The 21,394-nt window shown below is 57.6% G+C and carries 20 protein-coding genes; 8 read left to right on the top strand and 12 right to left on the bottom strand.

Going from position 1 to position 21,394, the window contains the following annotated elements:
- Positions 1-155: 155 nt before the first annotated feature.
- The 5 genes from H8K03_05020 to H8K03_05000 all read right to left on the bottom strand — a co-directional run bounded on the left by H8K03_05020 (position 156) and on the right by H8K03_05000 (position 6,411).
- Positions 156-1,874, bottom strand: coding sequence for a proline--tRNA ligase (locus H8K03_05020; GenBank protein ID UVT21278.1), 1,719 nt, complete (start codon positions 1,872-1,874; stop codon positions 156-158).
- Positions 1,875-2,093: 219 nt separating this feature from the next.
- Positions 2,094-3,485, bottom strand: a complete 1,392-nt coding sequence (gene rseP, locus H8K03_05015; GenBank protein ID UVT21277.1) for an RIP metalloprotease RseP — start codon at positions 3,483-3,485, stop codon at positions 2,094-2,096.
- A gap of 66 nt (positions 3,486-3,551) precedes the next feature.
- Entirely contained in the window at positions 3,552-4,712 is a 1,161-nt protein-coding gene (locus H8K03_05010) for a 1-deoxy-D-xylulose-5-phosphate reductoisomerase (protein UVT21276.1), read from the bottom strand.
- 17 nt (positions 4,713-4,729) lie between these two features.
- A complete protein-coding gene (locus H8K03_05005) occupies positions 4,730-5,572 on the bottom strand; it encodes a phosphatidate cytidylyltransferase (GenBank protein ID UVT21275.1) in 843 nt (280 codons plus the stop codon).
- A 53-nt stretch (positions 5,573-5,625) separates the two neighbouring features.
- Complete coding sequence (locus H8K03_05000) at positions 5,626-6,411, bottom strand: isoprenyl transferase (GenBank protein ID UVT21274.1); 786 nt, start codon at positions 6,409-6,411, stop codon at positions 5,626-5,628.
- Between the two features lie 200 nt (positions 6,412-6,611).
- On the opposite strand from H8K03_05000, the gene tldD reads away from it, so the two are divergent.
- The 4 genes from tldD (at position 6,612) to H8K03_04980 (ending at position 10,816) form a co-directional block, all read left to right on the top strand.
- A complete protein-coding gene (gene tldD / locus H8K03_04995) occupies positions 6,612-8,042 on the top strand; it encodes a metalloprotease TldD (GenBank protein UVT21273.1) in 1,431 nt (476 codons plus the stop codon).
- A gap of 17 nt (positions 8,043-8,059) precedes the next feature.
- Positions 8,060-9,439 carry a TldD/PmbA family protein gene (locus tag H8K03_04990; GenBank protein ID UVT21272.1) on the top strand — a complete coding sequence of 460 codons (1,380 nt, stop codon included), beginning with the start codon at positions 8,060-8,062 and terminating at the stop codon, positions 9,437-9,439.
- A gap of 129 nt (positions 9,440-9,568) precedes the next feature.
- On the top strand, positions 9,569-10,276 hold the full coding sequence (locus H8K03_04985) for a dienelactone hydrolase family protein (protein UVT21271.1): 708 nt from the start codon (positions 9,569-9,571) through the stop codon (positions 10,274-10,276).
- A gap of 84 nt (positions 10,277-10,360) precedes the next feature.
- Positions 10,361-10,816 carry a hypothetical protein gene (locus H8K03_04980; GenBank protein UVT21270.1) on the top strand — a complete coding sequence of 152 codons (456 nt, stop codon included), beginning with the start codon at positions 10,361-10,363 and terminating at the stop codon, positions 10,814-10,816.
- A gap of 150 nt (positions 10,817-10,966) precedes the next feature.
- On the opposite strand, the gene H8K03_04975 is transcribed toward H8K03_04980, so the two are convergent.
- Positions 10,967-11,623 carry a uracil-DNA glycosylase gene (locus H8K03_04975; GenBank protein ID UVT21269.1) on the bottom strand — a complete coding sequence of 219 codons (657 nt, stop codon included), beginning with the start codon at positions 11,621-11,623 and terminating at the stop codon, positions 10,967-10,969.
- A 96-nt stretch (positions 11,624-11,719) separates the two neighbouring features.
- On the opposite strand from H8K03_04975, the gene H8K03_04970 reads away from it, so the two are divergent.
- Positions 11,720-12,340, top strand: coding sequence for a hypothetical protein (locus H8K03_04970; protein UVT21268.1), 621 nt, complete (start codon positions 11,720-11,722; stop codon positions 12,338-12,340).
- Between the two features lie 72 nt (positions 12,341-12,412).
- On the opposite strand, the gene H8K03_04965 is transcribed toward H8K03_04970, so the two are convergent.
- The 6 genes from H8K03_04965 to H8K03_04940 all read right to left on the bottom strand — a co-directional run bounded on the left by H8K03_04965 (position 12,413) and on the right by H8K03_04940 (position 18,938).
- Entirely contained in the window at positions 12,413-13,729 is a 1,317-nt protein-coding gene (locus H8K03_04965; GenBank protein UVT21267.1) for an FAD-dependent oxidoreductase, read from the bottom strand.
- Positions 13,726-14,586, bottom strand: coding sequence for a presqualene diphosphate synthase HpnD (gene hpnD, locus H8K03_04960; GenBank protein ID UVT21266.1), 861 nt, complete (start codon positions 14,584-14,586; stop codon positions 13,726-13,728). The genes H8K03_04965 and hpnD overlap by 4 nt, the downstream gene beginning before the upstream one ends.
- Positions 14,583-15,524, bottom strand: a complete 942-nt coding sequence (locus H8K03_04955) for a cobalamin-binding protein (GenBank protein ID UVT21265.1) — start codon at positions 15,522-15,524, stop codon at positions 14,583-14,585. The genes hpnD and H8K03_04955 overlap by 4 nt, the downstream gene beginning before the upstream one ends.
- Positions 15,525-15,537: 13 nt before the next feature.
- Entirely contained in the window at positions 15,538-16,221 is a 684-nt protein-coding gene (locus H8K03_04950) for an HAD family phosphatase (GenBank protein ID UVT21264.1), read from the bottom strand.
- Between the two features lie 120 nt (positions 16,222-16,341).
- Positions 16,342-17,088, bottom strand: a complete 747-nt coding sequence (locus H8K03_04945) for a hypothetical protein (GenBank protein UVT21263.1) — start codon at positions 17,086-17,088, stop codon at positions 16,342-16,344.
- A 119-nt stretch (positions 17,089-17,207) separates the two neighbouring features.
- Entirely contained in the window at positions 17,208-18,938 is a 1,731-nt protein-coding gene (locus tag H8K03_04940) for an adenosylcobalamin-dependent ribonucleoside-diphosphate reductase (protein UVT21262.1), read from the bottom strand.
- 117 nt (positions 18,939-19,055) lie between these two features.
- On the opposite strand from H8K03_04940, the gene H8K03_04935 reads away from it, so the two are divergent.
- From H8K03_04935 to H8K03_04925, 3 genes are all read left to right on the top strand, one after another.
- Positions 19,056-19,469, top strand: a complete 414-nt coding sequence (locus tag H8K03_04935; protein ID UVT22375.1) for a YjbQ family protein — start codon at positions 19,056-19,058, stop codon at positions 19,467-19,469.
- 130 nt (positions 19,470-19,599) lie between these two features.
- Positions 19,600-20,613, top strand: coding sequence for a hypothetical protein (locus H8K03_04930; GenBank protein ID UVT21261.1), 1,014 nt, complete (start codon positions 19,600-19,602; stop codon positions 20,611-20,613).
- 69 nt (positions 20,614-20,682) lie between these two features.
- Positions 20,683-21,351 (top strand): hypothetical protein, encoded by a 669-nt coding sequence (locus H8K03_04925; GenBank protein UVT21260.1) that lies wholly within the window; start codon positions 20,683-20,685, stop codon positions 21,349-21,351.
- Positions 21,352-21,394: the final 43 nt, after the last annotated feature.

The raw sequence follows: 21,394 nt of genomic DNA, 5'->3' as shown, positions 1-21,394 counted from the left end.
CTGGATCAGTAGGCACCAGCCGGAACGGGTCACAGGTTGTGAATTGAGCTTCAGTCTAACCGAACGGCACGAGAAGGCAAGGAAAACGCGGTTTCCGCCGGTCGAGTTCGGAGAAAATCGGAAAGTCGTGTGAGGCCGGAACACTGAAAAACGGCTCACGTCGGGGGTGAATCGGATTCGTGAGAAAGTGTCCTGAGATGCGCGAGGAGATCACCGGGAGCGATGCGGGTTTTGATACCGCTTCTTCGAATTTTGATCTCCACGATGCCGTCCGCAAGACCTTTATCGCCGACGACCACCTGGAACGGGGCGCCGATCAAATCGGCATCGTTGAATTTGACGCCTGCGCGATCGGCTCGGTCGTCCCATAATACTTCGAACCCTGCAGCCATGAGGTCGGAATAGAGACGTGCGGCGGTTTCAGTGGTCTTTTCCGATTGGCTGACCGTCAGGAGGTGCAGATGAAACGGCGCGATGGGAAACGGCCAGATGATACCCTTCTCGTCATGATTTTGTTCGATCGCAGCAGCGGCGGTACGACCGACGCCGATGCCGTAGCAACCCATGATGGCGAGGCGCTCCTTGCCCTGCTCGTCGAGGATGGTGGCGTTCATTTTCTGGCTATACTTGGTGCCGAGTAGGAACACCTGTCCGACTTCAATGCCTTTGGCGAGCATCAACTTGCCGGATCCGCGAGGGGAAGGATCGCCGGCTTGCGCATTACGAAGGTCGGCAAATTGTTCAACGGTGAAGTCGCGCTCAAGATTGGCGTTCAGGTAGTGAGTATCGTCTTTGTTGGCCCCGATCACGACGTTTTTCAGTCCGTTGACGGCGTGGTCTGCCAGAAGACGCACCTTCTCTAAGCCGACCGGCCCGGCGAATCCGGGAGCGGCTCCCGTCAGTTGCTGTACCGTCGCGGGATCGGCCAGCGCTGCATCGTTTACCTTGAGCAGCCGCGCCAATTTCACTTCGTTCAACTCATGATCGCCTCGAATCAGCACGGCGACGGTTTCCGATCCGGCTCGATAGATCAGCGTCTTTACCAATTGTCGCGGTGAAATCTTCAAAAAGGCCGTCACGTCCTCCACCGTCCGGCGCTGTGGAGTGGCGATTGGAGTCAAGGGGAGCAGGGGCGTCGCATCGACCTCAGCGGGAGGGAGCACTTCGGCCCGTTCAAGATTGGCGGCATACGATCCCTGGTCGCTGTATGCCACCGTCGCTTCTCCGGTGTCGGCCAGGACCATGAACTCGTGCGAAACATCTCCGCCGATTAACCCCGTGTCGGCTTCAACCGCACGAAAGGTGAGTCCACACCGCGTAAAGATGCGGGTATAGGCGTCGTACATTTTCTGATAGCTGATCTTGGCGCCGGATTCGTCGACGTCGAAACTATAGGCATCTTTCATGATGAACTCACGCCCCCGCATGAGCCCAAAGCGGGGGCGGATCTCATCCCGGAATTTGGTTTGGATTTGGTAAAAATTCAGCGGAAGTTGGCGATAAGAGCGTACTTCACGGCGGAACAGATCGGTAATGACTTCTTCATGCGTCGGCCCCAGGCAAAAATCACGCTCGTGGCGATCCTTGAAACGCAGGAGTTCCTTCCCGTAATAGTCCCAGCGGGCCGTCTCTTTCCACAATTCGGCAGGAGACGCGATCGGCATCAGCAGCTCCTGAGCGCCGGCACGGTTCATTTCCTCGCGAACAATCTGCTCGATTTTGCGGATCACGCGGAGACCGAGCGGGAGGTAGGTGTAAATACCGGCTGCAACCTTCCGGATCAGGCCGGCGCGCAACATCAATCGATGGCTGACGGTTTCCGCTTCTCCGGGATCGTCCCGCAGCGTGGGAATCAACAATTGAGATGTTTTCATGGCATTGGAGTCGCTGTTAGGATATGAATCGAACTGTGGAGGATTTCGCAGAATGCTCAAACGAGGCGCCTAACGAGGCCGCAGGTGATAAGAAACCGGAGGCGTATCTGTTCTCACCCGCCCACCCCGAGCTGCCAAGACAGCTCTTTGCCCCGATGGAGTACGTTGAGGATTTCTTTGAGCCGAGAACGAAGTTAGGGACGTGTTTCAGCATTCTGTCTAGCGGGAGAAGATGCGTTCCAGGTCATTCCAGAACGCGAAGATCATCACACCAACCAGCAACACCAACCCGACTTGCTGGGCCACCTCCCGTTGCCGTTCGCCGAGCGGTTTGCGCAGAATGCCCTCAATCAAGAAAAAGAGCAAGTGGCCGCCGTCCAGAATGGGGATCGGCAGCAGGTTGAGGACTCCGAGATTGATGCTGAGGATGGCGATGAGGAATACGACGCTGGAGGCGCCTTGAGAGGCGGCTTCACCAGAAATATTGGCGATGGTCAGCGGTCCGCCGATATTTTTGCTTGAAATGTCGCCCACGATCATTTTGTAGAGACCAATCGCGGTCAGTTCGGTCCATCCCCACGTGGCTTCAAGACCTTGATAGACGGCTTCTGCGGCGTTGTCGGAACGCATCAAAGAACGACCCGGGCCGGAGATGCCGATCTTCCCCACCTCCAAGGTTTGTCCGTTGACCGTCATTTTTTCGCTGGTCGGCGTGACCGTCAACGCAGTGCGTTTCCCATCGCGGAGCACCTCGACTTGCAAGGGCTTCTGCGGGTGTTCCCTCACCTGGGTGGTCATCTGCGCCCAGGTATAGATGGCTTGACCGTCTATCGTGGCCACGCGATCCCCGGGCTGGAGTCCCGCTGCAGCCGCGGGCGACCCATGCATGACTGAGGTGACTAACGGTGGGGTTTCTTCAACGCCAATCGTATACAGCGGTTCGTCTCCGGCCGCTCCGTCTCCCGCCATCGGCACCGGGGTTGCCGTGAAGGTTTTCAGTTGCCCCTCCCGTCGGACTTGGAGGGAGACAGGCTGCCCTTTGCTCTTGGATACGACATCCAGCAGCTCGGTCTTGGTCGAGATCTCTTTGCCGTTGACCCCGACCACGCGGTCACCGACCTCTATCCCCGCGACCGATGCAGGAGAACCGGGAACAAGTGCCTCGACATCGGCGCTCAGATCGCGGAATGTCGGGACAAAGAGCGGGGCGCCGGTCGACAGCCATCCGGCGAAGATCAAATACGCCAGAATGAAATTAAACCCGGGTCCGGCTGCTACGATGAGGACCTTTCCCCAAAGACCCTGGTGCGAAAACGACCGCCGGCGGTCGTCGGGGGTCGTCGCTTCCGTTTCATCTTCGCCGAACAATTTGACATAGCCGCCGAGCGGGACGGCAGATACGAGATACTCGGTTTCGCCGACCTGGCGGCCGAATAGTTTCGGGCCGAAGCCAAGCGAAAACTTGAGGACTTTGACTCCAACCCATCGGGCGGCTAGAAAATGGCCGAGCTCATGGAAAGCGACCAGCACGCCGAGCACCACAAGGAACCACCAGGCCTTCTGGAGGAGAAGCCACAAGGTATCGGGGGACCAGGCAAATGCGGACGTCATCGGAACTCCCTGTCGAGTGGTTGGCCCTTTACTTTAACATTCGCCGCGTGAAATACAAAACGATTGTCAGCGAGGCAACGCATGCACCAGCGTTTCCGCCTTCTCTCTCGCCCATCGATCCGCTTCCAATGCGTCATCCAGGCAGGTGATTTCGCGATGGGGATGCGCCTCCATCGTACTACGGATGACCTGAGCGATTTCGATGAAGCGAAGACCGTGGTTCAGGAATGCCTCGACGGCAATTTCATTCGCGGCATTCATAGCGGCGGGCATGGTGCCGCCGATTCGAAGCGACTCGTACCCGAGATTGAGACAGGGAAAGCGATCATGGTCGGGCTTGCAGAAGGTCAATTGTCCGATCTCCGTCAGGTCCAGTGAGGGGAGGTCGAGAGCCATTCTGGCTGGATAGCGCATGGCGTACGAGATAGGAGTTCGCATGTCCGGAAGTCCCAATTGGGCGATGATCGATCGATCCTTATATTCTACCAGAGAGTGAATGATGCTTTCCCGATGAACCATGACGTCGATATTGGACTCGGGGATATTGAAGAGCCAGCGGGCTTCCACGATTTCCAAGCCTTTATTCATCAGCGTGGCCGAGTCGATGGTGATCTTGGACCCCATCTTCCAGTTTGGATGCTGCAGGGCCCGTTCGGGGGTCACGTCCTGAAGCTGTTCTTGCGGAAGTGTCCAGAGGGCTCCGCCGGATGCGGTGAGAATCAGTCGCCGGACATCTTCAATCCGATGCCCTTCCAAGGACTGAAAGATCGCGCTGTGTTCGCTATCGACCGGAAAAATCCGGACACCATGTTGCCGGGCTTCATCCTGCATCAACTTGCCGGCCATCACCATCGGTTCTTTATTGGCCAAGGCGATGTGCTTTCCGCTGCGGATTGCCGATAAGGTTGGTACGAGGCCGGCCGCGCCCACGATGGCGGAAATGACCAGTTCGGCATCCAGCCCGGATGCCACCTGTGCAATTCCTTCTTCGCCGGCCATGATCTCAACCGGAAGACCGGCACAGCGCTTTTGAAGCACGGCTGCGGAGGACTCCGTCGAGACGGCGACGGCTTTGGGTCTGAACCGGCGGATCTGCTCTTCAAGCTTGTCGATATTACTGCCGGCCGTCAGCCCGACGACACGAAATTCATCGGGAAATCGCTGAACGATATCGAGCGTATTGGTTCCGATCGATCCGGTCGACCCCAAGATGATAATCGACTTCATATCCTCTCCTCTCAATTCTATAGAGACGGCGACAGGCCGCGGACGCAGGCGACATAGTAGTAGAAGGTGGGGGCGGTGAACAAGAGACTATCGAGCCGGTCCAACATACCGCCGTGGCCCGGCAGGATCCCCCCGGAGTCTTTGACTCCCGTCCGACGTTTGATCACCGATTCGAACAGGTCTCCAATCAGCCCCGCTCCGGTCAAGAGCACGCCGAGAATCAGCGCATCCGACAATGAAAGCTGAAAGGCAAACCACTGCTGAGCCAGGAGTGCGGCCCCCGCGGCGAGCGCGAGTCCTCCGAGTACCCCCTCGACGGTCTTCTTTGGACTGATCGACGGGATAAGCAAGTGTTTCCCCCAGAGCGTTCCGGCGTAGTAGGCGCCGGTGTCGGAAGCCCAGGTGACCGCCGCCAGGAAGAGGACTAGGAATTCACCGGACGGCAGTGAGCGGGTCGAGACCACGGTGCTAAGGGGGAAGCCGACGTAGAGCACGCCGAAGAGGATGATAAACGCATCTTTCCATCGATGCTCCGCCGATGGAGCGACGAAGAAAACGGTCGCCCCCACGACGAGCGTACCGGCGATCAACAGCTCCGGTAAGCTGAGGGACACATGAGAGCGGGCGAGTACCATGACAAAGGTTGCCAACCCGACGCCGACAAGGAGACGGTTCAAGCGTGATTGGAAACTGAGGCGATAGAGTTCCAGTAGGGCCATGGAACCGACGGCGATCAAGAGGAGCGTCAAGGCCCAGGGAGCAAGATAGGCGATGATGACATACACGGCCGGGATCAGCGCCGCCGCGGTGTAGAGACGCCGAAGATCGAATCGACGAGTGCGTGCTGGTGAGGTGGTCACAGATATCAAGCTGTGGGCAATAGCGTCGGTGGTGAGGGGATATCCCACAAGGATTAGGATGACACGGTGCTTAGGACTCGGCCAAAGCGACGTTCACGTCTTTGATATTCGATCAGCGCCAGCAGAAACTCCCGTCGTCGAAAATCCGGCCACAAGGTCGGGGTGAAGCACAGTTCCGTGTAGGCCAGTTGCCATAAGAGAAAATTGCTGATCCTGGTTTCTCCGCTCGTCCGAATGAGTAAATCAGGGTCCGAGAGCGGATGAGTGTACAGGTACTGTTGGATCGTGGTTTCATCGACCATGCTCGGTTGTACGGTCCCGGCCTGGACGTCCTCGATCAATGCCTTCACCGCATCGACGATCTCAGCTCGCCCTCCGTAGCTGAGAGCTACGGTGAGGATCAATTTGTCAAGATGTGAGGTCTCCTTCTCGGTCGTGCGAACCCAGTGTTGGGCCGATGAAGGAAGAAGATCGTGGCGGCCGATGGCGCGGAAGCGAACACCCTGCTCGATCAGACTGGCACGTTCGGTAGAAAGGTAATGTTCCAAGAGACCCATCAGCGCGTTGATTTCTTGCGTTGGGCGGTTCCAATTTTCCTGCGAAAACGCATAGATGGTGAGGGCATGGATGCCGAGCTCCAGACACAGAGTAATCATCTCCCTCACGGAGTTGATACCTTCCCGATGGCCGGCGATGCGAGGGAGACCGCGAAGCTCCGCCCAACGCCCGTTGCCGTCCATGATCACCGCTACATGTTTCGGGAGGAGTTCGGGCTCCAACTTGGCGGTCAGCTCACTTTCAGAGAGGTGGGCGAGGCTTGAGGACGGCTGGTGTGCCATAGAGTTTTGCGCAAGCGCCTCATGTCCAAAGTGAGAGGAACTGCGGTGGCCAAAGTCTACTGGTGGGGGTATGGAATGTCAAACGATAACTCGGTAACTACTTAGAAATGCGTGGTGTGAGGAATCATCGCATTGCGACTGCGGAAATGATTGGGCTATACTCGGCCAGCAGCCGACAGAAACGGAGAGGAAGCCTTACCATGCCCGAGCCGGTCCAATTGACAAACTTTGGTGTCACCGAACTTGAAGCCCAGCATGCACTCGACCGGTTGAAGGTGCGGGATGTTGATTATGCAGATCTCTATTTCGAGTCCCGCACGTCGGAGTCGGTTTCCATGGAGGAAGGCATCGTCAAACGCGCCGCCAAGAGTGTCTCCCAAGGAGTCGGGGTCCGGGCGACTGCAGGCGAAAAGACCGGGTTCGCGTACTCGGACGAATTGACGAAGAAGGATTTGGAGATTGCGGCCGACACCGCCCGCTACATCGCCAATTCACCGAAGGGAGAGTCCCCCGTTCCGGTCCCCACACAGCGACGACCGACGAGAGACCTGTATCCGATCGAGCGAGCGACGGCCGAAGTGGCGACCGCTGATCGTGTGGCGCTGTTGAATGAAATCGATGCTGAGGCTCGGCGGTATGACCCCCGTATTAAGAACGTGATGGCATCGTTCAACACGGAATATAAGGTGGTGGCCGTTGCGACATCTGATGGGACCTTAGTCGGCGATATCCAGCCGTTGTCACGCCTCCAGATCACCTGCATCGCTGAAGATCATGAGAATCGCCAAGTCGGAAGTTTCGGTGGGGGAGGCCGGGTTGGGTTCGAATATTACCGAGAAGACAACCGCCATTTAAGCTATGCCCGAGAGGCCGCGAGAGAGGCGATCCTAAATCTTTCCGCCGTCGACGCTCCCGCCGGAGTGATGCCCGTCGTGCTCGCCGGAGGGTGGCCCGGGATCCTCTTGCACGAGGCGATCGGGCATGGATTGGAAGCCGACTTCAACCGCAAGAAAACGTCGGCCTTTTCAAGCTTGATCGGAAAGCGCGTGGCGTCGGACGTGTGTACCATCGTCGATGATGGGACGCTCCCGTTCCGCCGCGGCTCGTTGAATATGGATGATGAAGGAACGCCGACCAGCTGCACGACGCTCATTGAAAAGGGCATCCTTCGTCGGTATATCACCGACAAGCTGAACGCACGTCTCATGGGGATACCCCTGACTGGGAACGGCCGGCGGGAGAGTTATCAAAGCGTGGTGCTTCCCCGAATGACGAATACTTTCATGCTGGCCGGCGAGTCGGATCCTCAAGATATCATCCGGTCGGTCAAGAAAGGGCTCTATGCCGTCTCCTTCGGAGGGGGACAGGTCGATATCACCAACGGGAAATTCGTGTTTTCTGCGAGCGAAGCATATCTCATCGAGGACGGCCGTATCACCAAGCCGGTGAAGGGAGCGACGTTGATTGGGAATGGGCCGGAGATCCTCACCAAGGTATCGATGGTGGGACACGATCTGAAACTCGACAATGGAATCGGAACGTGCGGCAAAGACGGCCAGTCGGTGCCGGTCGGAGTCGGGTTACCGACCATCAAGATCGAGGAAATTACAGTCGGCGGGACCCAGGGATAGGAAGGCGTCATAAGACCATGCTCCAGACGTATTCGCATCTCAAGGAAACAGGCAACGGCTATGCGCAGCTCGCTGCCGATGTGCTGACTCGAGCCAAGGCGTGCGGCGCAACGGAAGCCGATATTGTGGTGGCCGACGGCGAGACCTTTTCGGTCCAAGTGCGGGTGGGCACCGTCGATCGATTGACCAAGGCGCGAGAGAAGCGGCTGGGCTTGCGGGTGTTCATTGGGAAGCGATCGGCGACCACGTCCACGTCCAATTTCTCACAGGACTCTCTCGAACGGCTCGTGGCAGATACCTGCACCCTAGCCGGCGCCGTTGTTGAGGATGACGTATCGGGCTTACCTGAGGCTGCGCAGATGGCGACAGACCAGCCGGGCCTCGATCTCTATGATGGGACCGTGCTCGATACGGAAACTCAGATCGATTGGGCCAAGCGGGGAGAAGCGGCGGCCTTCGCGGCCGACCCCCGCGTGACGAATTCCGAAGGAGCGGAGTTCGATTCGTCATCAGGACGAGTAGTTCTGGCGAACAGCCACGGGTTCGTCGGTTCTTACAAGAGCTCGAACTTTTCACTATCCGTCTCTCCGATCGCGACCGAGTCCGAGACGGGAGCCATGCAGCGGGATGCCTGGTACGAGGTGCAGCGTAAGTTTGCGCGGCTGGCCTCGGCCGAATCGATCGGGCAAGAAGCGGCACGACGAGCGGTTCGCCGCCTCGGTGCGCGCAAGGTGGCGACGAAGCGGGTGCCGGTGGTGTTCGATCAAGATACGGCCGGGAGCCTGCTGGCTAACTTGTGCAGTGCGGTTTCCGGCTATGGTCTCTACAAACGGGCTTCGTTTCTTCTCGATAAACTGGGCCAGCCGATCGCGTCCGATCTGATGACCATCTATGATGACGGGAGGATGGTGGGCGGTCTGGGGTCTCGCCCATTTGATGGCGAGGGGCTGGCTACGCGGAAAAATACAATTGTCGAACGTGGCGTGCTGAAGAGCTACTTGCTCGATACCTATTCCGGAAAGAAACTGGGACTGCCTTCGACCGGAAACGCGTCACGGAGCGTGGGCGAAAGTCCTTCCGTCGGCCCGACGAACTTTTATCTCGTCCCCGGATCAAAGAGCCCACAGGACATCATCGGTTCAGTGAAGGACGGGCTCTATGTCACCGAGTTGATCGGGTTCGGAATCAATATGGTGACCGGGGATTATTCTCGGGGAGCCTGCGGGTTCTGGATCGAGAACGGGGAGTTGACCTACCCGGTTGAAGAAATCACGATCGCCGGGAATTTGAAACAGATGTTCAAGGATATCGAAGTGATCGGGGACGATCTCGTGTTCCGGGGGCGCATTGCGAGCCCGACACTGAAGATCTCCGAGCTGATGGTGGCAGGCAACTGAACACGTGCTGAGACCCGAGTGTTGACTCCTGAGTTGAGGATCGCACGTCCGCTGACGTATCCAATTTGGAATTCACCACTCAGCATGCAGGACTCAATTTCAGCACTCGCGAAGGCGCGGAGGTGACTCATGGCTGAATCCATCCAAGAGACGACCGTTCAATACCCAAGTGGAAAAGTGGTGACGATGCGGGCATTTGTCGCGGCTCCTCACACCAGGGATAAGCGACCGGCCATTATCATCGTCCAAGAATGGTGGGGACTCACAGACCACATGAAAGATATCGCGAGAAGATATGCAGGAGAGGGCTATGTTGCAATCGCTCCCGACCTCTATTCGCGCCTCGGCCATCCACTCACCACCGATGCCGCGGAAGCCGGAAAGCTGATGAATTCCCTCAAACAAGAGGATGGCCTCACCGATCTGAATGCGACGGTGGACTATCTCAAGTCAGTTCCCGAAGTCGATGCAACAAAGATCGGTGTTACCGGGTTTTGTATGGGCGGGTCCTATGCGCTGATGCTGCCTTGCGTCAATCCGGACATCAAAGCGGCAGTGCCCTTCTATGGCCAGGTGCCCAATCCCGATACGCCGATTCAGAAGCTGGCTTGTCCGGTGCTGTATTTCTACGGCGAGGACGACGGCTGGATTACGAAGGCCGACGTGCAACGACTGGCGTCGGCATTGAAGAAATACGGGAAAGCGGGGGAGATCAAGACCTATCCCGGTGCGCCTCATGCGTTCTTCCGAGATAACGACCCCTCCGTCTATCGGCCGGACGCAGCCAAGGACGCCTGGGGAAGGGCAAAGACTTTCTTTAAGCAACACCTCGGCTGATGAAAATGCCCTCCAGTCTCGTACTCAGTCGTTCGCCATTTTGATCAACCTCACGAATTGCGTATAGCCCAGGAAGACGCCGCCATGCCGCTTGATGCCGACCTCGGAAAGAAAATGCTGCAGCTGATCACGTCGCGCTACGACGATCGGCAGTGGCGGAAGCGAATCGAAAAAACTCTTAGCCTCCCGCAGTCCGGCGTCACGGACCCGATTCAGCAGCAAATCTTCATGTATCTCAAGCACGGGTTGAAGGCGTACAAGTCTCGCCGAGCCGATCCCGATTCTTGGATCATCGGCGGCTATGCCACGAAGGAAGTCATCAATCGAGCAAAGTTCCAGCCGCAGCTCGTCGGTTCGTCTATCAAGCAAGATGATGTGGCTTTCCTAGGGACTGACCCAGGGACTGACGTCACCGAAGCCTGGTGGGACGAGATGCTGGTCCAGTGGTTCGACGTGCCGGAAGAAGAGAAACCTGCCGAAGAAGAAAGCGGCGAAGCCGCAGATCCAGACTCCTCGCCGACCCTCAAATCAAAAGCATAGGTCTCACAGCTCGGTGTTTGGCCGGGAAAACTGAAACGGCAAGGCTGTGAATTTAGAAGCGACCAGAGGCCAACGCATTCATCTTCAGGCTGGTCAAAATGGTCGTCCAGCGAGGCGAGAACAAAGCTGGCGAACTTTTTCACCAGCCTGCTACCCGAACAAATCCATTTGCGCTGGCTGGGGTGATTCAATATTCAAGACTGGTGTGGCTGGGATAGGGGCTGTGCTGGTGGTTTCGGCTGGTTTGGTGTTCCGATCCAGAAACTCTTTCAATTTCTTGAAGTCTTCTTTCAGCGTGACCAGCAGATTCCCTTGATGAAGGGCGGCGGCCGGGTGGAGGAGCGGAAAGATCACGAAATCTTTCATGTAGAAGGCCTGCGCTTTCACTTTGGTGATCCCGACTTTCCGTTCTAGTAACGTCTGCGTGGCCCAATTCCCCAAGGTGCAGACCAGTTTCGGGCGGATCAACTGAATCTGCTGCAGCAAGAACGGTTTGCAGGTCTCCACTTCATCCTGTTCGGGGTCGCGGTTGTTCGGCGGCCGGCACTTGATGACGTTCGCGATATAGATCTGGTCACGCGAGAGTCCTGCGGAGGTCAGAAGGTCGTTCAAGAGTTTTCCAGCTGCACCCACGAAGGGCTCGCCTTTCTGATCTTCGTTGAATCCTGGCGCTTCCCCGACAAACATGATACTCGCATGAGGATTACCGACGCCGAATACGACTTGGCTGCGCCCGAGCTTGGCCAGCTTACAGCGTTGGCAGTCGTGAAGTGATTTGGCAAGTTCTTGGAGAGGGGTGAGTGTCATGCGTGATCAAGTTGAAACAGCTGGTGGGGGTATCTTAGAAACGCCGAGCTGTGATGTCAATCGAGATGATGTGGTCAGATTGTTGGAGAGGTGACGATGAACCTTGCACGCCTGGGGACGGCGTTGATTGCCATGATTCCAGCCCTAGCAACCGCGGCCTCTGTGGAACTGGCGGCGTTCGCGGATAGGCTGTTCTGTGAAAAAGTGGTGACATCGCTGGGAGGGCATACGGGCTCTGATTCCGAACTGTGGAAGACGGTGGAATGGACGCCGGTCGAGTTGAAAGGCCAGGGGCCTACGACACGGCGCTGTTCGAGCTTCGACAAGGCCCGCATGGATTTGAACAACGACGGGCGGGAGGATCTCGTGGTAAGGGCCACTTTCTGCATGAAAAGCGTGCCGAGTGACAGCCTCTATGTATTTCCTGCCGACAGTACTGTCCTTGAACAGGCGGGTTGGCAGGATACGGGTCCCTTATTGGCGACTCGTGATAAGTTTGAACGGACCGGCGGGACCTATCCGCTGACTGCGCTCAGGATCGACAAGGCTCCAGCCCCTCACACCTTGACGACAGCCTTCTCACTTCAACCATTCCTGCTCGATGGGGCGGCCTATGTGAGTCTCACGGATACGCGACGGGAATGGATGGTAATCGCGACGTATCGAGGCGGCGAACGGTTTGAAGATCTGTGCTATTTGCACATCGGATCGAATTAGTCGGTAGCGTGTTTCTGCAAGAGAGGCATCCCTCCCATCATTGGCTCCTTGTGCCATCCAACTCCCCTGTGATCAAGTCGTGTGGCCGGCGATGATCTCCGCACAGCGCCGGGCGCTCACCACAGTGCTTTCCAGATCGGCGGGCCATCCGGTGTCGGTCCAGGCACCGGTGACGAGCAGATTCTGGATCGGGCTTTGTTGAAGCGGCCTGAGCCGCGCCGCTCCAGGCGCAAGCAGCAGGGCGGCGTGGCTCTCATGCAAGATCTCCTGGGATGTCAGGTTTTCCCTGGTCAGGGTGGGGAACAACAGGCCAAGCTCGGTAATCGCTGCGTCGACTAACTGATCGGTGTCCCATTCTGTAAGCGGGCTTTCGACGGCGGACAGCCGATAACGGATTTCGCCGGTCGTGAAGGATGATCCGGTGAGCTGCTGAAATGGTCGGCCTGGTAACAAGAGCAATCGAGGAGACTGGACGGTTGTCCGGGATGTCAGTTGGACGACGATCTCGCTCACGCTGTTCAGTTCGGTTAATTGCGCAAAGTAGGCATAGCGCGTCAGCAGTCGATCCGGCAAAAGAGCAAGCAGATGCCGGTATGAAAGCGCGACGATGTACCATTGTGCCTGCAACGTTGCGCCGTCGTGAAGCCGGATATCGCTCACTCCGTTCTGCCCAAACCGGAGGTGTGGCCGATGTGTGAGGGGAAGAATCCGCGCATTGTTTTGCTGGAGTGCCTGTTTCATCGGTGCGATAAACCGGTGGCCGACGGATCCGGAGAGGTGTGTGAGTCTGGCGTCCGATGCGTCGCTGAGAAATACGGTTGAAAGCAACTGGACGAACGTTGCGGCGGAGAGACGTGCCAGCGTATTGCCGGTCAACCATCGAGCGAGCGGGTCCCAAATCCGCTCTCGTGCTTCGGGGCTCTGCCCGGTTGCCGTCAACCACTCGTCTGCGGTCCGGTTCTCCAGGTCTGCCGGGAGCGTTTGTGCTTGTTCCCAAATTTGTTCGACGTGCGAGAAGAGTCTCCACCGATCCTGCCAGGCGAGGCCGTGGAAGCTGAAGAGACTCATCATCCATTGGAAGGCTCCGGGAAGACGGGCGGACTGATAGGGAACAACGCGCCCATCCGGCAGGCGAAATTCGAGAGGAATGGTGCGGTCTGCTTCCGGAGCGCGGTCCTTCTCCAGGGCGTCAAGAATCCGCCTGGTTTCCCGGTGGCATCCAAGCAGAATCGGCGCGGCTTCGGATGCATTGGTCCGGAATCCATCGAGCCAGTCCGGATGATCGAGCAATGTCACGTGATAGCCCTGTTGATGCAGATGGTACGCCGTTGTAAGACCGGCCAGCCCTGCGCCGAGAATGAGCACCGTGTGTGAGGGTGGAGCGGTCACGAGAACCGGGAACGGACCCAAATCCGTAAGGCGATGACCACCCGCTGGGTCGTGGTGAGACTGATCCGAGGTCCGAAGACCTGATAGTTCGACTGTTCGATTTGTTCCAGAATCCGGCTGTATATGCCGCGCATGATTTCAGCAACCGTCAGCGCCCGACGTTCGGAAGGCGGCAGACCCATGAGGGCCGCATCGGCTCTTTTATAATAGTGGTGAGCTCGGGAGGCTTCATACTCCATCAACGCCCGGAATTCCGGGGAATCGCTTCGATTCAGCATGGCCTTTTCAGGGTAGTTCCATTTCCGCAAGTCCTCCAGCGGCAGGTAAATCCGGCCATCGGCGGCATCGGTACCCACATCACGAAGGATATTCGTCATTTGAAAGGCCATGCCGAGTGCCACCGCATAGTCCTGTGCGCGGGCGGACGTGACGCCGAATACATGCAAGCAAATGAGCCCCACAACGGAGGCGACGCGGTAACAATAGAGGGACAACTCGTCGAACGTGACGTAGCGATTGTTGAAGAGATCCATCTCGACGCCTTTGATCAACTCTTCAAAGTACGCCTTGGGAATCCCCATGGTCTTCACATGATGGGCCAGGCTGACCATGATCGGGTCGGTAGGAGTGCCCGAGTACACGGCGTCAAGCTCACTCCGCCAACGCTTCAGTTCGTCTTTCGGGTTGCTGCCGGCGTCCGGTTCATCGACAGCGCTGTCGACTGCCTTGCAGAAGGCATACACCGTATACATGGCCTCACGTTTCGCTTTGGGAAGGAACAGAAACGAGTAGAAAAAGTTGCTGCCGCTTTTCTTCGTGTAGGCCGTGCAATAGGCCTGCGCTTCCCTGACCGTCATGATGTGCAGCCCCCGGCGAGTGTGTCGGTCTCGAGTTTGATTGCTTTCGCGGTGTCCATTGGATGATCAGGATCCGGGTGCAGAATGGCAGCGAGCAGTTCCACACCATCCACGAGTCGAGGGCCAGGGCGGCTGAAATATGATGCCGCATCAACGACGTAAATATTCGGCCAATGATCACAGGCGCGTCGCCATGCGTCTCGAAGCTGCCCGGTCTGCATGAGTTCGTTGACGGCACGATCCACGGAGTAACCGCAAGGCATCACGATGATCACATCGGCTTGCGCGGCTTCCACCGCGCGCCAGGAGGTTTGGTATGAAGGAGTATCTTTGGATCCAAGGACATTGAAGCCACCAGCCAAGTCGACCATCTCCGGGACCCAATGGCCCGCGACGTACAGAGGATCCAGCCACTCCAGGCATACCACACGGGGACGCGAGCGAGTCGCACTCATTTGTTCGTGCACGCGGTTCAATCGTTGACGAAGGCTGTTCGCAAGCGCCAGTCCCTCGGCGGGACACCCTGAGGCCCCGGCGATCCGTTCAATATCATGGATCATCTCTTCCAACGTCGTCGGGCCCAGCGTCAGCACGTGGGGTCGGTGTTGAAGCGACTGGATGGCCTGTGTGAGTTGGTCGGGCGTCACGGCGCAGACGTGACACAGGTCTTGTGTGAGAATCAGATCGGGTTGAGCCTGATGGAACGCCTCCTCGTTCAGTTGGTAGAGCGGGCTTCCTGCAGCCACCAGTTCTTTGACCCGCTGATCGATGGCCTGGCTTGTTGTCCGGTGCGCCTCGACCAGTGGATCGATCATCACCGGAACATCTCGAACTGAGTGAGGAAAATCACATTCATGGCTGATACCGACGAGCTGATCGGCCAAACCGAGGGCGGCGATCACCTCTGTAGCTCCGGGCACAAGTGAGCAGATTCTCATGATGGTGTCGAGGTTATATCGGCCACAAGCGGGCCCGCAAGTCCGCGAGACGTGTCTCACTCAAACTATAGCTGATGGCATCGGCTTCGTGCAGGTCTTGCACGGTGTGTGTATTGGTCACCGCCAAGACCTTCATTCCCGCCGATTTTGCGGCCTGGATGCCGGGACGGGAATCTTCTATGACTAAGCACGAGGCGGATGTCATCGGTGCGGACGAATGATGTCGGTTCAATCCGGCCAGCGCATGCAGAAACGGTTCAGGGTCCGGCTTGCCGTTCGTCACGTCCTCGGCGCTTGTAATATGACAAAATGCTTTGCGGATGCCGATTCGTTCCAGCACCAGCTCGATCTCGGCGCGCAACGCGCCCGAGGCGATCGCTATGGGATACGCGGCCGCAGCCTCCTCGACGAACTCTCTCACGCCCGGGAAAATCACCAGGTGGTCTTTGATCGAGGCTAAATAAGCGACAGCCTTCTTGGCCATCAGATCTTCCACAAGCGGGGTCGAGATTGGGCGGTGATTGACCCGCAGTGCCTCCCGAATACATCCGCGATCGTCGAAGCCGAGGTAGTCGGCGTAATAGTCTTTCTCCGTCAAGATGATCTGGATATCCGCAAGTGTCCGGCGCAGCCCTTCGAAGTGGAGGGGCTCGGTGTCGGCGATGACACCGTCGAAATCAAAGATCACCGCGCGCATGGGTTCCTGAGAATTGAGATGGACCACCTGTTTGATGGAGGCGTGGACGGGCGGCATTATAGCACAGAGGGTGGTGATGCGATCACCACCCTCTGTGCATGACGTGTGTGGTCCGGACGATCAGGGTTTCAATTTCAGCTGGTGCTCGGCCAACCACCCCTTGGTGCCGAAGTCACTGCGAACGGAGTACACCCAGCCGTCACCCTGCAGATCCCCGTCGAGAATCGTAAGCACGGTTCTCGGCGGAATGGCCGGTCCGGGCTTTGTCCCCTCTGCGTCCTGATGAAGTACGACTTTCTCACCGGGAGCGCTGGGATTCGGCAGTACGAATACCCGCTGCCCTTCGCTGAACAGAGGAGCCGGTGAAGCGCTGACGGGAGCTGCAGGCGCCGGCGTTACGGGTGCGGGAGCAGAAGCGGTCGGCATAGGTGGAACAGAAGGCGGCGTGGGAACGGGAGCTGGTGCCGGTGTTGCTGATTGCGGTGTCTCGACTGGTGCCATGGCAGGAGGCGGAGTGACAGCTTTAGGCTGAGCGGACGGAGTAACGGGCGCCGGCTTTCGAGCGACCGGCGGCTGCGGTTGAGGCGCCGGTGATTCGCCGAGGAGCGGACCGATGTAATCCATGATCATCTCCGGTTCCATCGCAACGTAGGCGCCACCGCCGATCAGCACCAACAAGAGAACCCACAGAACCGGACGCCCACCCGATTGCTTGGGGGGTTTCACAGGCGATGGCGATCGAATCGTGGTTGTCTGCTCCAATTCCTCTTCAGTGAATTCCAAATCGGGCTCAGGCTGACGAGCAAAGAATAGGTTCCAAGTCAGAGGACTGCCGGCCAATGATGGGCCTCCAGCAATAACGAACATCGAGCACCTCCCTCTAGCGGACAGCATCGTACAATCTGAAAAAGTACTTATCACCAAGCGTATAGGCTGTCAATTTTGTGCGAATATTCAGCAGTGCCAATCCAGGTGCGGATTCAGACTCAACAGGATTGCACGTGAGAGCAAGAGAGCACCTGATGCTCTCGGCAGCCGGATCGATATACGGTCAGGCCTTTGCACCCGAGCTCGTGGGCCAGCAGAAACGCGGCGGCCACCTCCTTCGTTGTTGCCGTGGGAGGCAGGTTGATCGTCTTCGACACGCCGCTGTCGCTGTGCCGTTGAAAGACCGCTTGCATCCGAACATGGTGATCGGGAGTAATATCGTGGGCCGTCACAAACAACCGACGAAGGTCGACTGGAATCCCGGAGAGGTGCTGAATTGATTCGTGACGACCGATCTCCTGACGCAATTCAGCGAGAGGCAGTCTTCTGGATTTGGCCTGCTTGAGGAATTCGGGATGGAGACGTTCAAGGCGAATATCTTCCATGATGGTGTGAACGACGTTGATGCCATACAGCGGCTCGATTCCGGCAGAGCAATCGGCCAGAATGCTGATGGTGCCGGTGGGGGCGACCGTCGTGACGGTGGCGTTGCGCAGTCGGGACCCCCTGGATTCGAGTCGGCTGCCTTTGTACGCTGGGAACGTTCCCCGCTCCTGCGCGAGTCGGCGAGATGCCTCGTGAGCATGCAATCGGATAAATCCCATCAACTGATCGGCGACTTGCAAGGCTTCGTCGGTATCGTACGGAATACCGAGCCGAATCAAGACATCGGCGAAGCCCATGATGCCAAGACCGATCTTTCTGGTCTGTTTGGTATGACGTTCAACCGATGTGAGAGGGAACAAGGTCCGATCGAGTACGTTGTCGAGGAATCGAACTGTCAGCGGAATGATAGTTGCCAGCCGCTCATAGTCGATGGCGACTCTGCCGCGCTGTGCCGTGAGGAGGCGCGCGACGTTGATCGATCCGAGCGTACAGGATTCATAGGCAAGCAGCGGTTGTTCACCGCAGGGGTTGGTGGCTTCGATTTGGCCGAGATGAGGCGTGGGATTTGCCCGGTTGATGGTGTCGAGAAACAGGACGCCTGGTTCGCCGGATCGCCAGGCTGCCTCTGTGAGTTGGTCGAAGACCGCCCTGGCGGGAAGACGCCGAACCGGTTTCGCAGTGCGTGGGTTGATCAAGGCATAAGACTGGTCTCGGTGTACCGCTCGCATGAATCGATCCGTGAGACCGACCGAGAGGTTGAAGTTCGTCATTTCACTCGGCTGCTGCTTCAACGTGATGAAGTCCAGGATGTCGGGGTGGTCGACCCTCAGGATGCCCATGTTGGCGCCCCGCCTCGTGCCTCCTTGTTTGATGACATCGGTGGACATGTTAAATACGCGCATGAAGGAGATAGGGCCTGATGCGAGTCCGCTGGTGGTCGTGACTCGGTCGGCGTGAGGGCGGATATGGCTGAAGGAGAATCCGGTTCCTCCACCTGACTGATGGATGAGTGCCTGATGCTTGACCGCATCGAAGATGGATTCCAGCGAATCGTCCACAGGCAAGACAAAACAGGCTGAGAGCTGCTGAAGCGGCCGTCCTGCGTTCATCAAGGTGGGTGAATTCGGAAGGAACGCAAGCGAAGCCATCACCTCATAAAATTGCCGTGCGAGCGTGCGTCGTCGTGCTCGTGGTTCGGCGGAGGCGATGTCGTCGGCCACGCGACGGAACATCTGACGCGGTGATTCAATCACGACCCCTTTTTCATTCTTCGCCAAGTAACGTTGGCGCAAGACGGTCAGTGCATTGGCCGAAAGGCGCGGTGGTTGTCGAGGAGTGTTCATAGAGCTGATCAATATTATATCCTCTTCTTTTGCGGCGAGGCATGTAGTGGGAGAGGAATCGCCGGTGCCTCTTGCATGTCCGGTGAGGCGGCAGGCACAATGCCTCGATCCCCGACCATGAAATCCTACCGCGAAGAACTGTGGTTTGAGACGAAGACCAGACGGGCCTACCTCAATATCACGCCACATATCGAGGGATTGGTGAGGAAGAGCGGGATACGGGAGGGACTGGTTCTGGTCAATGCCATGCATATCACGGCGAGTGTGTACATCAACGACGATGAGCCGGGTCTGTTACAGGACTACGACGAGTTTTTGGAACGGCTGGCTCCTCAGGAAGCTCGCTACCGACATAACGACACAGGGGAAGACAACGGGGATGCCCATTTGAAACGGCAAGTGATGGGGCGGGAGGTCGTGGTCGCGATCACCGAGGGCAAACTCGACTTCGGTCCATGGGAACAAATTTTTTACGGCGAGTTCGACGGGCGTCGGCGCAAGCGGGTTCTCGTTAAAATCATCGGGGAGTAGGCGAGTCGACGGCCATGCGCCACTGCATCGTGGATAATCGTCTTGACGCTTGCGCGGGCCAGAAAAGTTTGGCAACATGCATTTTGAGTTGTCGAGTCATCACGCATGGCTCATATCGTAGGGAGCGAAAATGCTAGCGTGGTCTCGCCCTGATCCACTCACACGCGATCTCATTCATCTCATCAATGCCCGTCGCCACGATCACGGCGACACCGATGATGCGATCGACACTCTGCAGGCATTTCTTGAACAGGGCCGCGAGCACGATCTCTTGACCGTGCTTGCCGCGCTCGACGAAGAAATGGCGGAATGGCTGTTCGACCTCGTGGCCGAGGCGAGTTGCACGTTGCTTCTGGATGGGCCGAACGATGAAAAGCCGACCTATGCCACGATCGCAGCGCTCGAACTTCCCCTGCAGGCGAATTTAACCGCTCCGCTGAAGCTCAAAATCGACCCGATCGCCACAGCCGACTTGCTACACCGTTATTTGCAGCTTCCTACTGGAACGGTCGTTCGTGTCGAGTCGCGACTATTGACCGATGCGACGCTCGAGATGTTGAATCTTCAAATGTTCCATGATCACTTGGTGACGGTTGCGGATTCACGGCGTGCGCAATCAGTGGCGGCGCGGCTTCTTCCTCCCGTCGAAAACACGGCGTTTCTCTTGTTCGAACTGATAGGAGCCCCGGACCCTGGCTTGCCTGATTCCTGGGAGGACAGTCAGCGCCGTGAAATTCTGGAAGGACTGGTGAAGCAATGTCCGGAGTTGGCTTGCGCGCCGGACACGATCGAGGTACCGGTTTACGCGGCGTATGCCATGTTCGATGCGCAGAACGCGGTACGTCTACATCATCTGGCCGATGAAACTGCGGCCGTGTGGAGAGAACTGGACCCGCTCGTACGGTCACGCACCATCGTGCATCTGCATACGCAATGTGGAAACGGGGTCTACATGCCGGTGTGGACCGACCTGTTCGACCCCGAGCTTCCGGAAGAACACGGCCCGGTGTGGACGTCCCCGGATGTCTGGGTCTTTACGGCCGATCTGCCCATTGAATGGCCGGGTGAGATGTTGACCAACAGACTCCTTGCGGAAGGCTGCACCAGGTTCGAAAATCACATCGTCGAAACCCCCGAAAACTAGTTCCGCCGCTCTCGTCAATGCTGTTCAGCTCGTTCCTCGATCGTGGTTGTGTCGGCCGAAGGAGAGGCCATGCGCAAAACCTCTCTTTCGGTGATTTTCCGACAGCTTTACTTTATTCTCTCCTCGATGAAGACCACCGGCACTAAAGATCAGTCCGGAAAGGCCACTGCGAGTCTCGTCACTGTGGTTGGATTGATCCTCGTCTGGACGATCGTATGGGCGAATTTGCCCTCGAAGGAGGAGCTCTTGTCGGCGCAACCGGCGCCAGCTCGAGTCGAAGCGGCGCGCGTGCCGGAACTCGATTTGACGATCCCCGGCATACCTGCTCAACCCAGCGAAAGTGCGGCGGGAAACGAAGGGTCAGGGTCCGTGAGGACTCTCGGCGGATTGTCCGTTCCACTCGACGGACGTGCCAGGCAAATCGCGGAAGTGAAGTGCGAGGCCGAGGTCCAGCAGTACTGTCCCGATTCTCTTTCTGGAGAAGACCGACGACGGTGCGTGATGCAACGCCTCAAACGATTAGATGCTCCCTGTCAACAGATCGTGCGGCAGAAGCTGGTGCGCTGGAAAGAAGCCGATGGCTATAAGCTGGCGTGCGCCGAAGACGTGAAGCGGGTCTGCCGAGACGTACAGCCCGGTGATGGCCGTATCTTGCAATGTCTGCAGGAGCACGAACAGGATCTCTCAGAGGGCTGCTACCAAAGTCTGCCGAAAGGGCGGCTCAACCTGCGAAATTAAGTTCCCACCGCATCGCTCCGGGCCATCCAGGAAGACACACACC

Source organism: Nitrospira sp., assembly GCA_024760545.1.
Lineage (GTDB): Bacteria > Nitrospirota > Nitrospiria > Nitrospirales > Nitrospiraceae > Nitrospira_D.
The sequence above is the reverse complement of the archived record's forward strand: the minus strand, read 5'-3'. Positions and strand labels throughout refer to the sequence as shown.

What these genes read in the sequence shown, in the direction of transcription:
- H8K03_05020 (UVT21278.1), bottom strand. Translation starts at nt 1,874, where the DNA reads ATGAAAACATCTCAATTGTTGATTCCCACGCTGCGGGACGATCCCGGA.
- rseP (UVT21277.1), bottom strand. Translation starts at nt 3,485, where the DNA reads ATGACGTCCGCATTTGCCTGGTCCCCCGATACCTTGTGGCTTCTCCTC.
- H8K03_05010 (UVT21276.1), bottom strand. Translation starts at nt 4,712, where the DNA reads ATGAAGTCGATTATCATCTTGGGGTCGACCGGATCGATCGGAACCAAT.
- H8K03_05000 (UVT21274.1), bottom strand. Translation starts at nt 6,411, where the DNA reads ATGGCACACCAGCCGTCCTCAAGCCTCGCCCACCTCTCTGAAAGTGAG.
- tldD (UVT21273.1), top strand. Translation starts at nt 6,612, where the DNA reads ATGCCCGAGCCGGTCCAATTGACAAACTTTGGTGTCACCGAACTTGAA.
- H8K03_04990 (UVT21272.1), top strand. Translation starts at nt 8,060, where the DNA reads ATGCTCCAGACGTATTCGCATCTCAAGGAAACAGGCAACGGCTATGCG.
- H8K03_04985 (UVT21271.1), top strand. Translation starts at nt 9,569, where the DNA reads ATGGCTGAATCCATCCAAGAGACGACCGTTCAATACCCAAGTGGAAAA.
- H8K03_04980 (UVT21270.1), top strand. Translation starts at nt 10,361, where the DNA reads ATGCCGCTTGATGCCGACCTCGGAAAGAAAATGCTGCAGCTGATCACG.
- H8K03_04975 (UVT21269.1), bottom strand. Translation starts at nt 11,623, where the DNA reads ATGACACTCACCCCTCTCCAAGAACTTGCCAAATCACTTCACGACTGC.
- H8K03_04970 (UVT21268.1), top strand. Translation starts at nt 11,720, where the DNA reads ATGAACCTTGCACGCCTGGGGACGGCGTTGATTGCCATGATTCCAGCC.
- hpnD (UVT21266.1), bottom strand. Translation starts at nt 14,586, where the DNA reads ATGACGGTCAGGGAAGCGCAGGCCTATTGCACGGCCTACACGAAGAAA.
- H8K03_04955 (UVT21265.1), bottom strand. Translation starts at nt 15,524, where the DNA reads ATGAGAATCTGCTCACTTGTGCCCGGAGCTACAGAGGTGATCGCCGCC.
- H8K03_04950 (UVT21264.1), bottom strand. Translation starts at nt 16,221, where the DNA reads ATGCGCGCGGTGATCTTTGATTTCGACGGTGTCATCGCCGACACCGAG.
- H8K03_04945 (UVT21263.1), bottom strand. Translation starts at nt 17,088, where the DNA reads ATGTTCGTTATTGCTGGAGGCCCATCATTGGCCGGCAGTCCTCTGACT.
- H8K03_04940 (UVT21262.1), bottom strand. Translation starts at nt 18,938, where the DNA reads ATGAACACTCCTCGACAACCACCGCGCCTTTCGGCCAATGCACTGACC.
- H8K03_04935 (UVT22375.1), top strand. Translation starts at nt 19,056, where the DNA reads ATGAAATCCTACCGCGAAGAACTGTGGTTTGAGACGAAGACCAGACGG.
- H8K03_04930 (UVT21261.1), top strand. Translation starts at nt 19,600, where the DNA reads ATGCTAGCGTGGTCTCGCCCTGATCCACTCACACGCGATCTCATTCAT.
- H8K03_04925 (UVT21260.1), top strand. Translation starts at nt 20,683, where the DNA reads ATGCGCAAAACCTCTCTTTCGGTGATTTTCCGACAGCTTTACTTTATT.